The organism is Achromobacter sp. FW305-C-30-7, assembly GCF_058783105.1.
Genome location: NZ_JBYSYI010000002.1, coordinates 280,521 through 294,451 on the forward strand (window position 1 = coordinate 280,521; position 13,931 = coordinate 294,451).

General features: G+C 66.5%; 15 protein-coding genes. 4 read left to right on the forward strand and 11 right to left on the reverse strand.

Annotated features, from left to right (window positions below; all coding sequences use genetic code 11):
- Window positions 1-19: 19 nt before the first annotated feature.
- The 9 genes from paaK to paaA form a co-directional block, all read right to left on the reverse strand.
- Window positions 20-1,333: a phenylacetate--CoA ligase PaaK gene (gene paaK, locus AC3WOB_RS08295; RefSeq protein ID WP_013392445.1), complete on the reverse strand. Its 1,314-nt coding sequence runs from the start codon at window positions 1,331-1,333 to the stop codon at window positions 20-22.
- Window positions 1,334-1,444: 111 nt separating this feature from the next.
- On the reverse strand, window positions 1,445-1,915 hold the full coding sequence (gene paaI, locus AC3WOB_RS08300) for a hydroxyphenylacetyl-CoA thioesterase PaaI (RefSeq protein WP_013392444.1): 471 nt from the start codon (window positions 1,913-1,915) through the stop codon (window positions 1,445-1,447).
- 2 nt (window positions 1,916-1,917) lie between these two features.
- Window positions 1,918-2,706: a 2-(1,2-epoxy-1,2-dihydrophenyl)acetyl-CoA isomerase PaaG gene (gene paaG / locus AC3WOB_RS08305; protein WP_492274726.1), complete on the reverse strand. Its 789-nt coding sequence runs from the start codon at window positions 2,704-2,706 to the stop codon at window positions 1,918-1,920.
- Window positions 2,707-2,841: 135 nt separating this feature from the next.
- A complete protein-coding gene (gene paaN / locus AC3WOB_RS08310; RefSeq protein WP_492274727.1) occupies window positions 2,842-4,506 on the reverse strand; it encodes a phenylacetic acid degradation protein PaaN in 1,665 nt (554 codons plus the stop codon).
- A 48-nt stretch (window positions 4,507-4,554) separates the two neighbouring features.
- Entirely contained in the window at window positions 4,555-5,643 is a 1,089-nt protein-coding gene (gene paaE, locus AC3WOB_RS08315) for a 1,2-phenylacetyl-CoA epoxidase subunit PaaE (RefSeq protein ID WP_492274728.1), read from the reverse strand.
- Window positions 5,644-5,656: 13 nt separating this feature from the next.
- Entirely contained in the window at window positions 5,657-6,163 is a 507-nt protein-coding gene (paaD, locus tag AC3WOB_RS08320; RefSeq protein ID WP_013392440.1) for a 1,2-phenylacetyl-CoA epoxidase subunit PaaD, read from the reverse strand.
- Window positions 6,160-6,924 (reverse strand): 1,2-phenylacetyl-CoA epoxidase subunit PaaC, encoded by a 765-nt coding sequence (gene paaC / locus AC3WOB_RS08325; RefSeq protein WP_492274729.1) that lies wholly within the window; start codon window positions 6,922-6,924, stop codon window positions 6,160-6,162. Before paaC ends, paaD begins: the two co-directional genes overlap by 4 nt.
- A gap of 15 nt (window positions 6,925-6,939) precedes the next feature.
- Window positions 6,940-7,224 (reverse strand): 1,2-phenylacetyl-CoA epoxidase subunit PaaB, encoded by a 285-nt coding sequence (gene paaB / locus AC3WOB_RS08330; protein ID WP_013392438.1) that lies wholly within the window; start codon window positions 7,222-7,224, stop codon window positions 6,940-6,942.
- 83 nt (window positions 7,225-7,307) lie between these two features.
- Window positions 7,308-8,297, reverse strand: coding sequence for a 1,2-phenylacetyl-CoA epoxidase subunit PaaA (gene paaA, locus AC3WOB_RS08335; RefSeq protein WP_006393654.1), 990 nt, complete (start codon window positions 8,295-8,297; stop codon window positions 7,308-7,310).
- 174 nt (window positions 8,298-8,471) lie between these two features.
- Between paaA and paaX the strand changes: the two genes are divergently transcribed.
- Complete coding sequence (gene paaX / locus AC3WOB_RS08340) at window positions 8,472-9,401, forward strand: phenylacetic acid degradation operon negative regulatory protein PaaX (protein ID WP_492274730.1); 930 nt, start codon at window positions 8,472-8,474, stop codon at window positions 9,399-9,401.
- A gap of 15 nt (window positions 9,402-9,416) precedes the next feature.
- On the opposite strand, the gene AC3WOB_RS08345 is transcribed toward paaX, so the two are convergent.
- A complete protein-coding gene (locus tag AC3WOB_RS08345) occupies window positions 9,417-10,043 on the reverse strand; it encodes an NAD(P)H-hydrate epimerase (RefSeq protein WP_492274731.1) in 627 nt (208 codons plus the stop codon).
- 179 nt (window positions 10,044-10,222) lie between these two features.
- On the opposite strand from AC3WOB_RS08345, the gene AC3WOB_RS08350 reads away from it, so the two are divergent.
- The 3 genes from AC3WOB_RS08350 to AC3WOB_RS08360 all read left to right on the forward strand — a co-directional run bounded on the left by AC3WOB_RS08350 (window position 10,223) and on the right by AC3WOB_RS08360 (window position 12,945).
- The gene (locus AC3WOB_RS08350; protein WP_492274732.1) at window positions 10,223-11,584 is read left to right on the forward strand and encodes an acyclic terpene utilization AtuA family protein; all 1,362 of its coding nucleotides are present in this window, start codon (window positions 10,223-10,225) and stop codon (window positions 11,582-11,584) included.
- Between the two features lie 12 nt (window positions 11,585-11,596).
- Entirely contained in the window at window positions 11,597-11,923 is a 327-nt protein-coding gene (locus AC3WOB_RS08355; RefSeq protein WP_013392433.1) for a DUF4387 domain-containing protein, read from the forward strand.
- 71 nt (window positions 11,924-11,994) lie between these two features.
- Window positions 11,995-12,945 (forward strand): tripartite tricarboxylate transporter substrate-binding protein, encoded by a 951-nt coding sequence (locus tag AC3WOB_RS08360; RefSeq protein WP_492274733.1) that lies wholly within the window; start codon window positions 11,995-11,997, stop codon window positions 12,943-12,945.
- 3 nt (window positions 12,946-12,948) lie between these two features.
- Here the strand turns inward: AC3WOB_RS08360 and AC3WOB_RS08365 are convergent, their stop codons facing one another.
- Complete coding sequence (locus tag AC3WOB_RS08365) at window positions 12,949-13,923, reverse strand: sigma-54 interaction domain-containing protein (protein ID WP_492274734.1); 975 nt, start codon at window positions 13,921-13,923, stop codon at window positions 12,949-12,951.
- Window positions 13,924-13,931 lie beyond the last annotated feature (8 nt).

Here is a 13,931-nt window from a genome sequence, read left to right on the forward strand (position 1 = left end):
GGCTGCTTTTTTTAGGACCTTATTTCGGTCGCTTGTCGATCACGCGGCGCGCCTTGCCGGTCAGCGTGCGTTCCACATGGCCCGAGTCCGACACCTGGATACGCGCGCTGACGCCGATGTGCGTCTTGACCGCGTGCTGCAGCTGCTTGCCCAGGTTCGCGCGTTCCGCATCCGACAGGGTCGAGAACTCGGCGCGCAGTTCGGTCAGGATTTCCAGCTCGTCCATATTGCCGCTGCGCGACAGCACCAACTGATAGTGCGGCGCCAGCTGGGCGATCTTCAGGACCAGTTCCTCGACCTGGGTCGGGAACATGTTGACGCCGCGCACGATCAGCATGTCGTCGCTGCGGCCGGTGATCTTGCCAATGCGACGCATGCTGCGCGCGGTCGGCGGCAGCAGGCGCGTCAGGTCGCGGGTGCGGTAGCGGATGATGGGCATCGCTTCCTTGGTCAGCGAGGTGAACACCAGCTCGCCCGGCTCGCCGTCGGCCACGGGTTCGCCCGTGTCGGGATTGATGATTTCCGCGTAGAAATGGTCTTCCCAGACCACCGGGCCGTCCTTGGTCTCGACGCATTCGCTGGCCACGCCCGGCCCCATCACTTCGGACAAGCCGTAGATATCCACGGCGTCGATGCCGGCTTCGGTCTCGATGTCGGCGCGCATCTGCCCGGTCCAGGGTTCGGCGCCGAAGATGCCGATGCGCAGCGAACTTTGACGCGGATCAATCCCCTGGCGGCGCTGTTCCTCCAGAATATTGCAGAAGTAGGAGGGCGTGACCATGATGATGTCCGGACGGAAATCGTTGATCAGCTGCACCTGCTTTTCGGTCTGTCCGCCCGACATCGGGATGACCGTGCAACCCAGGCGTTCCGCGCCGTAATGCGCGCCCAGGCCGCCGGTGAACAGGCCGTAGCCGTAGGCCACGTGCACCGTGTCGCCGGGCTTGCCGCCCGCCGCGCGAATGGAACGCGCCACCAGGTTGGCCCAGTTGTCCAGGTCGCCCTGGGTATAGCCCACCACCGTCGGCTTGCCGGTGGTGCCGCTGGATGCATGGATGCGCGAGATGCGCTCGCGCGGCACGGCGAACATGCCGAAGGGATAGTTCTCGCGCAGTTCCTTCTTCGTGGTGAAGGGGAACTTCGAAATATCGGACAGCTGCTTCAGGTCGTCGGGATGCACGCCGGCTTCATCGAAAGCCTTCTTGTAGTGCGGCACGTTTTCATAGGCATGCTTGAGCGACCACTTCAGCCGCTCCAGTTGCAGCGCGCGCAGTTCATCCTCGCTGGCATGCTCGATGGGATCCAGCCCCGGCTTGCTCATGGTGTTGGACATGGTTATCTCTCTCCTGAAATTCTCTCTGCGCGGAGCCCGGTCGCGCGGCGGGCGGAAGCCCTGCCCGCTCGCGGCCCGGCCCGCGGCCGTATCTTTGGTTGGTTGGCTGGCTCAAGCGTCCGCGGGGACGCCAACGATCTGGCCCTTGATGCGGTAGGAACGGCCGCGGAACAGCGCCACGTTACGCCCATCCTGGTTGGTCACGGTTACGTCGTAGACGCCGGTGCGGCCGGCCAGCGAGCGCTCCTGCGCCACTGCGGTCAGCAGGTCGCCTTCGAAGCCCGGCGCCAGGTAGTCGATGGTGCAGCCCGACGCCACCGTGCTGACGTTGCGCGAATTGCAGGAAAAGGCGAAGGCGCTGTCCGCCAGGGCGAAGATGAATCCGCCATGGCAGGTCTTGTGGCCGTTCAGCATGTCGGCGCGCACGCGCATGGTCAGGCGCGCGTAGCCCGGCGCCATTTCCTCGATTTTCATGTCCAGGCCTTGCGACGCCGCGTCGCCTGCAAACATGACGGTGCCGACGGCCTGCGCCAGCTCCTGGGGATCGGCCGGCACTTCGACCGCGGGAACGTGTGCGTTCATTCTTATTGCCCCTTGAATTGCGGTTCGCGCTTGCCCAGGAAGGCGGCCACGCCTTCCGCGTAGTCCGCGCTGCGGCCGAGTTCGCGCATCATGTCGCGTTCCAGGTCCAGCTGCGTGGACAGGTCATTGCCCAGGCTGGCCTGCATGGCCTGCTTGGTGAAAGCCAGGCCCTTGGTCGGAGCCTTGGCGAAGTGCTGGGCCAGGCGTTCCAGTTCGGCGTCGAATTCCTCGTCCGCCACGCATTGCCAGATCAGGCCCCACTCCTCGGCCTGCTTGGCGCTGAGCTTGTCGCCCAGCATGGCCAGGCCCATGGCGCGGGCGCGGCCCACCAGGCGCGGCAGCACGAAGGTGCCGCCGGTGTCGGGGATCAGCCCAAGACGGCAGAACGACTGGATGAACGTGGCCGAAGCCTTGGCGATGACGATGTCGCCAGCGAACGCCAGATTGGCGCCCGCGCCGGCGGCCACGCCATTCACGCCCACCACGACCGGCATGGGCAAGGCGTTGACGCGGCGCACCAGCGGCCCGTAGAACTTGTCGACGGTCTCGCCCAGGTCGGGCGGCGTGCCATCGGCGGCGGGCTTGCGCTCGCTCAGGTCCTGGCCGGCGCAGAAGCCGCGGCCCGCGCCGGTCAGCAGCAGCACGCGCGCGCCTTCGGTTTCCACGCGCGTCAACGCGTCAGCCACTTCGCCGTGCATGTTGGCCGTGAAGCTGTTCAGCTTGTCGGGACGGTTCAGCGTCAGGCGCGCGATGCCGCCGGACAGGTCGAATTGAATGTCTTGATAGGTCATATCAGTTATCCATAGCGGGCACGTCACTCGCAACAGAGATTATGCGTAACGCCCAACCCGGGCCGCGCGGAGCCGGCTTTGCCGGTCCGCAGCGGCGCCCCTCGAGGGGGAAGCGCGCAGCGCTTCGGGGTGGGATCAAACATGGCGGCGGGTTTGCACCACGCGGAAGCGGTTCGACACGAAGGCCGAGTCCGACAGCGCGGCGTTGGCGGCCGGGTTGGCGCCGGTGCCATGGAAGTCGCTGAAGGCGGCCGTCTGATTGACGAATACGCCGCCCGTCAGGTTCAGCGACAGCGACACGCCCGAGACTTCGGCGGCGTCCTGCACCTGGTCGGCGACCGTATCGCTGGTGGTGTAGGCGGACAGCGACAGCGCGCCATGCTTGATCACGCTGTCGCGCGCCAGCTGGATGCTGTGGGTGGTGGAATCCGTGGCGACCACGAAGGCGATCGGACCGAACCATTCCTGGCTGATGGCGGCGTTGCCGGCTTCCGTGCGCAGCAGCAGCGGCGTGCGGACGCGGGCGTTCTCGAATTGCGGGTGCGTCAGCGCCTTGCTGTCGGCCACCACCGGCAAGCCCAGCGCGCGGGCCTTCTCGATGCGCTCGACGATGCCTTGGTTCTGGATCGCGCCGGTCAACTCGACGGCCTTGGCCGCATCGGCGCCGACCTTCTCGACCGCGGCGCCCAGGGCGGCGGCGACTTCATCGAAGCTGACGCGGCCTTCCGGCGTCTGGATGCCGTCGCGCGGCACATAGATGTTCTGCGGCGCGGTGCACATCTGGCCCGAATACAGGGCCAGCGAGAATGCCAGGTTGCGGGCCACGCCCTTCAGGTCGTCGGTCGAATCGATGATGACCTGGTTGACGCCGGCCTTCTCGGTGTAGACCAACGCCTGGCGGGCGTTGTTTTCCAGCCAGTCGCCGTTGGCGGTGCTGCCGGTGAAGTCGACGATCTTGACCGCCGGATCCAGCGCCAGCTTCTGCGCGGTGTCATCGCCCGCGGCATGCGCGGCCAGCAGTACCACGTCGGGATCGAAGCCCGCTTCCTGCAGCACTTCGCGCGCCACCTTGACGGTGATGGCCAGGGGCAGAATGGCGCCGGGGTGCGGCTTGACGATGACGGTGTTGCCGGTGGCCAGGCTGGCGAACAGGCCGGGGTAGCCGTTCCAGGTCGGGAAGGTGGAGCAGCCGATCACCAGCGCGACGCCGCGCGGCACCACGGTGAACTGCTTTTCCATGCGAATCGGGTCATTCTTGCCCTGCGGCTTTTCCCAGACGGCCACGCCGGGGATGCGCGACATTTCCTGCCAGGCGTAGGTCACGGCTTCGAAGCCGCGATCCTGCGCGTGCGGGCCGCCGGCCTGGAAGGCCATCATGAAACCCTGGCCGGTGGTGTGCTGGACCGCGTAGGCGATCTCGAAGCTGCGCTTGTTCAGGCGGGCCAGGATTTCCAGCGAGACGCCCACCCAGGCGCGCGGGCCGGCGCGGCGCCAGTCTTCAAGCGCGCGCTTGGAGGCCGCGATCAGCTTGTCGGCGGGGACGCGCGGATAGGTGATGCCCAGGTCGAAGCCGAAGGGCGACTGCTCGCCGCCCACGGTGCCGTCGGCGTCATGCAGGTTCAGCGGGAAAGGCTTGCCTTGCAGCGCCTCAAAGGCAGCGCGGCCCTCGTCGTTGGCGGTCTCGCCATAGTTGCGGGGACTGGGCGACTCGGCAAACGGGCTCCAGTAGCCGCGCAGGGAGGCGGCGGCCATGGCTTGTTCCAGCAGGGGCTGGTGACGTTCGAAGAATTGTTGGGACACTGCGTCTCTCCAAATAGATGTGGTTTTTTCTGCCGGGCGCGGGCCGGGTCAGGTTTCCTGGTCGAAGTCGATGACCAGGCGGTCGCTGACCGGGAAGCTCTGGCAGCTCAGGATGAAACCGCGCGCCACTTCGTAGTCTTCCAGGGCGAAGTTGGCGTCCATGTCCACCTCGCCTTCGATGACCTTGCAACGGCAGGTGGAGCACACTCCGCCTTTGCACGAATATGGCAGTTCTATCCCTTGCGCCAGCGCCGAATCCAGCACACTGTCTTTATTCTTTTCAATCACGAACATGCGGCTGTGGCCGTCTTGCACCACGGTCACTTCGCACTGGCCCTTGCCGGGCGCCTGGCGGGCGTCCTGGCCGGTGCGCAATGCGCGCGGCCCCTTGGGCGCGCCGAACAGTTCGAACTTGATGTTCGACTTCGGAATGCCGCGGGCCTGCAGCCGCTCGACCACGCTTTCGGTCATGGTCTGCGGACCACAGACAAAAGCGTAATCGATATCCTCGGGACTCATCCAGGCCGCCATCAGCTGGTCGACCTTGTCGCCGTCCAGGCGGCCGTTGAAGAGTTCGATGTCCTGGGTTTCGCGGCTCATGATGTAGACCAGCGAGAAGCGCTCCATGTAGAGGTTCTTCAGGTCTTCGATCTCTTCGCGGAACAGCACCGCCGACGAGGCGCGGTTGCCGAAGAACAGCGTGAACGTGCTGTTGGGTTCGGTCGACAGCGCGGTCTTGACCAGGGAGAACACCGGGGTGATGCCGCTGCCTACGGCAAACGCCACATAGTGGCGCTTGTTCTCGGGCGAAAAATCGACGGTGAAATTGCCGGCCGGCGCCATGACCTCCAGGGTCTGGCCTGGCTGCAGTTCATGATTGGCCCAGCTGGAAAAAACGCCCTCGTCCACCTTCTTGATGGCCACGCGCAGCAGCTTGTCGTGAGGCGCGGAACAGATGGAATAGGAGCGGCGCTGTTCCTGGCCATCCAGCTCGGTGCGCAGCGTCAGGTACTGGCCCGGCAGGAAGGCGAACTCTTGCGCCAGCGTCTCGGGCAGGTCGAAGGTCACGACCACGGCGTCGCGCGTGTTGCGCGCCACCGAAGCCACCGTCAAGGAATGGAATTGGTTCTGGCTCATTGCGAAACCGCTCTCAGTGAGTCTTGAAATAATCGAAGGGCTCGCGGCAAGACACGCAGCGATACAGCGCCTTGCACGACGTGGACCCGAAGTTGCTGACCAGGCGCGTGTCTTTCGAGCCGCAGCGCGGGCAGGCGATGGCGGGGCCGGACGCGCGCCGGCTGATGCCCGAAATATCGACGGCGCGTTCGGCGGGCGCGGCGATGCCGTAGCCCTTGAGCGCCTCGCGTCCCTTTTCGCTCATCCAGTCGGTGGTCCAGGCCGGCGCCAGGCGGGTTTCCACGCGGACCTCGGCGATGCCGTGGCGGGCCAGCGTCTGCTGGATGTCCTGTGTGATCTCGCGCATGGCCGGACAGCCGGAGTACGTGGGCGTGATGACCACGACACAGGCCTCGCCGTCCCAGGACACGTCCCGCACCACGCCCAGATCCACCACGGACAGCACGGGGATCTCCGGATCGGGGACCTCCTGCAGCCAGGTGTAGACCTGGTCGGCGGATACGGGCGCCAGCGCGTTCACCAGGTGGCTCCGGGGTAGGCGCGCGGCAGGAACTGCATTTCGGCGAGCACGTAGCCCAGTTCCTCGGTGTGCTTACCCTGGCGGCCGCCGCGATACGCCAAATGGTTTGCGGCGGACTCGTCGGGCACGGTCAGGGTGGCCTCTTCCAGCACTTCGCGCACGTGGGCCAGCCAGGGCTGGCGCAAGGCCGACAGCTCACAGCCTATGCCACGGGCGGCAACGTCCTGGTCGATGGCATCGTCGGCGAACAGTTCGCCGGTGAAGCGCCAGGCGTCATCGATGGCCGCCTGCATCTTGGCGTGGCTTTCCGCCGTGCCGTCGCCCAGGCGCACCACCATGTCCGAGGAGCGGCGCACGTGATAGGTCACTTCCTTGATGGCCTTGGCCGCGATGGCGGCGACGCGCTCGTCCGCCGACTGCTCCAGGCGCTGCAAAAGGAAGTAGTGCCAGACGTCGAACAGGAACTGGCGCGCCATGGTGTCGGCGTAGTTGCCGTTGGGGCGCTCCGCCAGCAGCACGTTGTGGAACTGGTGCGCGTCGCGCAGGTAGGCCAGCCCGTCTTCGTCGCGGCCGGCGCCTTCGACTTCGCCCGCCAGCGTCAGCCACATGCGGGCCTGGCCCAGCAGGTCGAGCGCGGTGTTGGTCAGCGCCAGGTCTTCTTCCAGAATGGGGCCGTGGCCGGTCCAGGCGCCCAGCCGCTGCGACAGGATGAGCGAGGAATCGCCCAGGCGCAGCAGGTATTCAAACAGAGTCTTGTCCATGTCTCCCCCGCCGTCTTACATGTGCTTGATTTCTTCGGGCATCGGGAAGAACGTCGGATGCCGGTAGACCTTGCTGTTGGCCGGTTCGAACAGCGGATCCTTGTCGCCGGGGCTGCTGGCCGAGATATCGGAGGCGCGCACCACCCAGATGCTCAGACCCTCGTTGCGGCGGGTGTAGACGTCGCGGGCGTGGTTGATCGCCATTTCAGCGTCGGATGCGTGCAGGCTGCCGACGTGCTTGTGCGCCAGGCCGTGCTGGCTGCGGATGAACACTTCCCACAAAGGCCAGTCTTTGCTCATGATGGATATCCTCGAATGCCGGGCGCGCGCGGCGCGCTCCGGTTTGCAATGGTGGTGAAGAAGAGTGGAGCCCGGACGCGAGTTCAGGCTGCTTTGCGCTCGGCCTGCTTGTCGGCGTAGGCGACCAATGCGTCGCGCACCCAGGCGCCGTCCTCGTGCGCCTTGACGCGCGCGGCCAGGCGTTCGCGGTTGCAGGGACCATTGCCCTTGAGCACCGCGTAGAACTCGCTCCAGTCGATCTCGCCGAAGTCGTAGTGGCCACGCTCGGCGTTCCATTTGAGTTCGGGATCCGGCACTGTCAGGCCCAGGTATTCGGCCTGCGGCACGGTCTGGTCCACCATCTTCTGGCGCAGCTCGTCGTTGGAGAAGAGCTTGATCTTCCAGGCCATGGACTGGGCGCTGTTGGGCGAATCGGCATCCGAGGGACCGAACATCATCAGCGCGGGCCACCACCAGCGGTTCAGCGAGTCCTGCACCATGGCCTTCTGCTCGGGCGTGCCGTGCAGGCACATCTGCATCAGCAGGTCGTAGCCCTGGCGCTGGTGGAAGGACTCTTCCTTACAGACGCGCACCATGGCCCTCGCATAGGGGCCGTAGGAACAGCGGCACAGCGGGATCTGGTTGATGATGGCCGAGCCGTCGACCAGCCAGCCGATCATGCCGATGTCGGCCCAGCTGAGCGTGGGGTAATTGAAGATGCTGGAGTACTTGGCGCGGCCGGCGTGCAGATCGTCGATCAGGTCGTCGCGCGACACGCCCAGGGTTTCGGCGGCGCTGTACAGGTAGAGGCCGTGGCCGGCTTCGTCCTGGACCTTGGCCAGCAGGATGGCCTTGCGCTTGAGCGAAGGCGCACGGGTGATCCAGTTGCCTTCGGGCAGCATGCCCACGATTTCGGAGTGCGCGTGCTGGGAAATCTGGCGCACGAGCGTCTTGCGGTAGGCCTCCGGCATCCAGTCCTTGGCCTCGATGCGGACGCCGTCGTCGATCCGGCGCTGGAACGTCTGCTCCCGGCCTTCGAGCTGGTCCGCGGTCTTGACCTGCTTGACGCCGGTTTCGACGAGTTGAGCGTACATGTTTGTCTCCTTGAAGACGGTTTGCGAAAACGCAAAGCAAACGTTCCGCAGTGCCGTCATGTCATAGGGCGATTATTTAATACAAAAAATTCATTGTCAAACTCAAATCTGTATCACATTGGATTTATGTATCATATTGCGGATCCCGATACCGGCCGTCTGCGGCCCCTTCTAATGGCAAACCCTCAGTCGCCCCTGGACCGCTTTCTGTCACGTCTGATCAAGAACGATCCGCCGCGCGCGAAGTCGCTCTGCGTCAGCCTGCTGGGGGACGCCCTGGCCCCGCACGGCGGCGCCATCTGGCTGGGCGACCTGATCGAGCTGCTGGCGCCGCTGGGCATCAATGAACGGCTGCTGCGCACCAGCGTGTTCCGCCTGGTGGCGCAGAACTGGCTGCAATCGGAACGCCACGGGCGGCGCAGCCTCTACCTGATCTCCGAGCAGGGCTTGCGCCATACGGCGCATGCCTCGCAGCGCATCTATGTGGGGCCGCCCCAGGAATGGAACGGGGAATGGACGCTGGTCGCCCTGCCGCGCACCGGCAACGGGCTGGCCGAGCGCGCGGAGCTGCGCCGGGAACTGGTCTGGGAGGGGTTCGGCATGATCGCGCCGGGGCTGTTCGCCCATCCGCACACCGAAGCGAGCGCCGCGCACGACATCCTGGAAAAGCTGGGCATCCCGGACCGGGCGCTGGTGCTGTCGGCCCGCGACCTGGCTGGCGCCGGCGGCTTGCCGATAGCCAGCCTGGCCTCGCAATGCTGGAACCTCGATGAACTGGCCGAGCAGTACCGCCAGTTCGCCAAGAATTTCGGCCCGCTGGAAAAGCTGCTGGAAACCCCGCCCGCGCCCGCCGAAGCCTTCATCGTGCGGGTCATGCTGCTGCACAGCTGGCGCCGCATCGTCCTGCACGATCCGCAACTGCCCGGCCCCATGCTGCCCGAGGACTGGCCCGGCCATGCCGCCCGCGAGATCTGCGGACGCATCTACTGGCAAGTGTTCGACGCCTCGGAGGCGCACCTGGACGCGCTGGCCGGCCGCGACAACGAGCGCTACGCGCCGCTGGCGGCGGATATCGCCGCCCGATTCGGCGGCAAGCCCGCCTGAGGCCCGCCCCAGGGCTCAGGCGGCCGGGGCGATGGCCACGCCCAGCGTATCCACCTCCGACACGCCGCAGGCGTCGCGCCCCGGTCCCGGGCATTCCAGCCCCCTCGCCCGGCCAATGAAAGACAGGGTCCAGCGCGCCCGGATGGGCCGCCCCAGCGCCTCGCCCGTGTCCGCGTCTATGCCGCTGGGCACGTCCAGCGCCAGCACCGGGACGTGCCAGTCGTTGACCGTATCCACCAGTGCCTGCCAATCCGCGCCCAAGGGGCGATTCAAGCCGATACCGAACAGGCCGTCGATGACCAGTCCCGGCTTGAAGTCCGGCTCCAGCACAGTCCAGGTTTCGCCGCCTGCCGCCAACCAACCGGCGTAGGCGCGGGCAGCATCGGCGGGCAGGTTCTGCGGGTCCGAGGGCAACAGCACCCGCACATCGTGTCCCATCGCGCGCAGGCCGGTTGCGGCTTCGAGCGCGTCGCCGCCATTGTTGCCTGGGCCCGCCAGCGCCAGCACCACCACCCCAGGCCGGAACCGCGCCGCGACGTAACGGGCGGCGGCCGCCCCCGCCAGCGGCATCAGCCGCCTGCCTGCGGCCAGGGCCTGGCGTTCGGCGTCGCGGATTTGGGCTACGGAGTAGGAAGGTGGCATAGGTTGAATGCGTGAAATTCACGCATTGCGTGAAAATTTACCTGCAAATCAGGATGAAACGCGGCACAGGCACCGCAAATGCCCGGGGTTTGCGCTTCCCGGCAGCTGGCACGCATCTTGCGTTGTAGTCATGGCCGGTACGAGCGAGACCGGACGACTCAACTGAAGAGACTATACCCATGCGTTCCATGAGCATCATCTGCCCGAACGGGCACTTAGGATTCGCCCCCTTGCGCACCGAGAGTTTCCAGCTCGGCGTGGCCGCCGGGCCGGACTGCATCGCCGCCGATTCGGGCAGCGACGATGTGGGTCCCGTGCCGCTGGGCTCCGATACCTCGACCAGCCCGCAAGCCTGGCAGCGCCACGACCTGGAGCAGATGCTGCTGGCCGCACGCAAGCTGGGCGTGCCCATGGTCATCGGGTCGGCCGGCGATACCGGCTCCAACAGCCGCGTCGACCTGTACGTGCGCCTAGTCAAGGAAATCGCCGCGGAGCATGAGCTGGCGCCGTTCAAGGTCGGCTATTTCTACTCGGAAGTCGACAAGGAACGCGTGCGCCGCGCCCTGCGCGACGGCCAGCAGGTAGCGGGCCTGGACGGCTACGCCGACCTGACCGAGGCCGAACTCGACGCCAGCGACCGCATCGTGGCGGTGGCCGGCGTGCACCCCTATATCAAGCTGCTGGAAGCCGGCGCGGACGTGATCATTGGCGGGCGCAGCTCGGACGCCGCCGTGTTTGCCGCGCCTGCCCTGCATAAGGGTTACGACGCCGACCGCGCCTATTACCTGGGCAAGGTGCTGGAATGCGCCTCGTTCTGCGCCGAACCCTATGGCGGCAAGGAAACCGTGATGGGCGAGATCTCGGCCGAAGACGTGCGCGTCACCGCCATGCACCCCGACCAGCGTTGCACCATCGCCTCGGTCGCGGGCCATGCGATGTACGAACGCTCCAATCCCTATGAAGAATTCTTCGCCGGCGGCCGGCTGGACATGGCCGACTGCCGCTACGAGCAACTGAGCGAAAAGACCACCCGCATCACGGGCTCGCGCTTCGAACCCGCCGCCCAGGTGCGCGTGAAGCTGGAAGGATCCGGCAAGGTCGGCGAGCGCTACATGGGGCTTTGCGGCATACGCGATCCCTACACCATCGCCAACGTCGACCGCGTCATCGCCTGGGCGCGCGACAAGGTACGCGAGCGCTTCGGCGACTCGGGCTATGAACTGCACTACAAGGTTTACGGCCGCGACGGCGTCATGGGCGACCTGGAACCGTTGCGGGACCAGCCTGGCCACGAGCTCTGCGTCATGGTCCAGGGTGTGGCCCCGACCGCCGAAATGGCCGAGGAATTGACGCTCACGGGCTTGCGCCAGATGTTCTACGCCCGCCTGCCCGACGTGAAGGGCACGGCCGGTTCGGTGTCCTTCCCGCTGGACGAGGTGGTGCGCACCAGCGCCGCCTACCGCTGGACCTTGAACCACACCCTGCCGGTGGCAGACGCCGGCGAGCTCTTCCCGACCCACCTCACCGAGGCTGGCGCCTGAGCCGGCAAGATCATGAGCACCCAGAAACTCAGCACCCTGGCCAAGACCATCCGCAGCAAGAACGCGGGCGTGAACAAGATCACTTTCGACATTATCTTCCGCGAGCCCGCGACCTACGAAGCGGTCAAGCGCTCCGGCGCGCTGACGCGCGCCAGCATGGCGGCCCTGTACCGCATCGACGACAGCCGCATCTCGGACTTCGTGCATTACGATCCCGGCCTGGCCATCAAGTTCACGATCTACCGGCTGGCTCCCAGCGGCTCCGCGGGCGACGGCGACATCTTCGGCGCGCAACAGTACGCGCCGCTGCTGGACGTCGCCGTCCCCATGCCGGACTGAACGCCGCGGGCGCCGCGTCCGGCGCCCGCTCCAACCTCTGCTCTCCTAGAGAATCGATCATGAAAGCGCTTATGCAAACAACGTTGTTCCTGGCGGCGTCCCTGCTGGCCGGTGCGGCAGCGGCCCAGACGGAAGTGCCCAAGCAGGTCAAGATCGTGGTGCCGTTCACCGCCGGCGCCAGCAATGACGCGATCGCCCGCGCCATCGCGCCGCAGCTCGCGGCCCGCCTCGGCAACACGGTCATCGTGGAAAACCGCGGCGGCGCGGCCGGCGCGATCGGCTCCGAGTACGTGGCCCGCTCGGCCAAGGACGGCTCGGTGCTGCTCCTGACCTCGTCGACCTTCCTGACCACCGCCGCCACCCAGCCGCACCTGCCCTATGACCCGCTGAAGCAGTTCGCGCCGGTGGCGATGATAGGACAGGGTCCGTTGGTCATCGCCGCCTCGGCGCAAACGCCCTACACCTCGTTGAAACAGCTGCTGGAAGCGGCGCGCGGCAAGCCGGGCGCCTTGAACTACGGCAGCGCCGGCGTCGGCTCGCTGGCGCATCTGGCCACAGTCATGCTGGACGACGCAGCCGGCACGGATATGACTCACGTGCCCTACAAGGGCGCGGCCAACGCCGCCTCGGATCTGGCGGGCGGCCTGATCCATGTCATGCTGTCCAACTACAGCACGCTGGCGCCCGTGGTGCAGGGCAAGAAGGTCAAGCTGCTGGCCACCACGGCGCAAGGCCCCTCGCCGGCCTTCCCCGATCTGCCGCCGGCCGCGCTAGCCTTGCCGGGCTACTCGGTGCAGATCTGGGTGGGCGTGTTCGCGCCGGCTGGCACGCCGCAGCCCTATATCGACAAGCTCAACGCCGCGCTCGTCGAGATTTCGGCGTCGCCGGAAATGAAGGCTCTGCTCGATCTGGACGGCACCGTGCCCTCCCGTATGGACAGCGCCGAGTTCGGCACGCGCGTGCGCGAGGAGCTGGCGCTGTGGCAAGGCATCGCGCGCAAGCACAACATCAGCGCGGAATAGGCTTCAGCCGTCCAGCCCCAGCTTGAGCATCTGGTGGCGCAGGGCATGCCGCGTGAGTCCGAGGGACTCGGCGGCACGCCCCAGGTTGCCGTCCTCGGCCTGCAAGGCCGCGCGGATCAGGCCGCGCTGGAACTGCGCGGATTGTTCGGCATAGCCGCCAGCGGTGGCAGGCGAAGCCGCGGGCACGGGCTTGGCCGCTTCGCGCAGGATGCGCTGCGGCAAATGCCGCGCCAGCACCGTGTCGCCGTCCTCCAGGATGCAGATCCGCTCCAGCAGATTGCTCAATTCGCGCACATTGCCCGGCCAAGCGTAGGCCTTGAAGATACGCTGGACCTCAGGATCGATGATCGTGAAGCGGCTGCCATGGGTGGCGTTGTAGCGTTCCAGGAAACGCTGCGCCAGCACGATGACGTCGTCGCCCCGCTCGCGCAGCGGCGGCAGGTTGATCGACACCACCTGCAGGCGGTAATACAGGTCGTCGCGAAAGCGCCCGGCTTGCACTTCGCCCAGCAGGATCTTGTTGGTGGCGGCGATGAAGCGGGCGTCGACCGAGACCTCCTGGACTGAACCGATGCGGCGGAAGCGCCGGCTGTCCAGCAGGGTCAGGATCTTGGCCTGCATGACCGGATCCAGTTCGCGGATCTCGTCCAGGAATACGCTGCCGCCGTTGGCGGCTTCCAGCAGCCCGGTCTTGCGCGCCACTGCCCCGGTGAACGCGCCGCGCTCATGGCCGAACAGTTCGGATTCGAGCAGATTGCCCGGGATGGCGGCGCAATTGATCTCGGTATAGCCCTTGGCCGCGCGCGCCGACTGCGCATGCAGGTTGCGGGCGACCAGCCCTTTGCCGGTGCCGGTCTCGCCGTAGATGAGGACGATGCTGGCCTTGCTGCGCGCGACCCGGCCGACCAGATCGCGCAGGGCCGCCATCGACGGGTGATCCCCGATGAGCGGCTCGCAGGCGGACGGGGCGGCGGGCATGGGCGGGG

Excerpts from the sequence above, each read along its gene's own strand:
- AC3WOB_RS08350 (WP_492274732.1), top strand. The coding sequence starts at position 10,223 with ATGCGTTCCATGAGCATCATCTGCCCGAACGGGCACTTAGGATTCGCC.
- paaC (WP_492274729.1), bottom strand. The coding sequence starts at position 6,924 with ATGGACAAGACTCTGTTTGAATACCTGCTGCGCCTGGGCGATTCCTCG.
- AC3WOB_RS08345 (WP_492274731.1), bottom strand. The coding sequence starts at position 10,043 with ATGCCACCTTCCTACTCCGTAGCCCAAATCCGCGACGCCGAACGCCAG.
- paaA (WP_006393654.1), bottom strand. The coding sequence starts at position 8,297 with ATGTACGCTCAACTCGTCGAAACCGGCGTCAAGCAGGTCAAGACCGCG.
- paaK (WP_013392445.1), bottom strand. The coding sequence starts at position 1,333 with ATGTCCAACACCATGAGCAAGCCGGGGCTGGATCCCATCGAGCATGCC.
- paaG (WP_492274726.1), bottom strand. The coding sequence starts at position 2,706 with ATGACCTATCAAGACATTCAATTCGACCTGTCCGGCGGCATCGCGCGC.
- paaX (WP_492274730.1), top strand. The coding sequence starts at position 8,472 with ATGGCAAACCCTCAGTCGCCCCTGGACCGCTTTCTGTCACGTCTGATC.
- AC3WOB_RS08365 (WP_492274734.1), bottom strand. The coding sequence starts at position 13,923 with ATGCCCGCCGCCCCGTCCGCCTGCGAGCCGCTCATCGGGGATCACCCG.
- AC3WOB_RS08360 (WP_492274733.1), top strand. The coding sequence starts at position 11,995 with ATGCAAACAACGTTGTTCCTGGCGGCGTCCCTGCTGGCCGGTGCGGCA.
- paaB (WP_013392438.1), bottom strand. The coding sequence starts at position 7,224 with ATGAGCAAAGACTGGCCTTTGTGGGAAGTGTTCATCCGCAGCCAGCAC.
- paaE (WP_492274728.1), bottom strand. The coding sequence starts at position 5,643 with ATGAGCCAGAACCAATTCCATTCCTTGACGGTGGCTTCGGTGGCGCGC.
- AC3WOB_RS08355 (WP_013392433.1), top strand. The coding sequence starts at position 11,597 with ATGAGCACCCAGAAACTCAGCACCCTGGCCAAGACCATCCGCAGCAAG.
- paaI (WP_013392444.1), bottom strand. The coding sequence starts at position 1,915 with ATGAACGCACACGTTCCCGCGGTCGAAGTGCCGGCCGATCCCCAGGAG.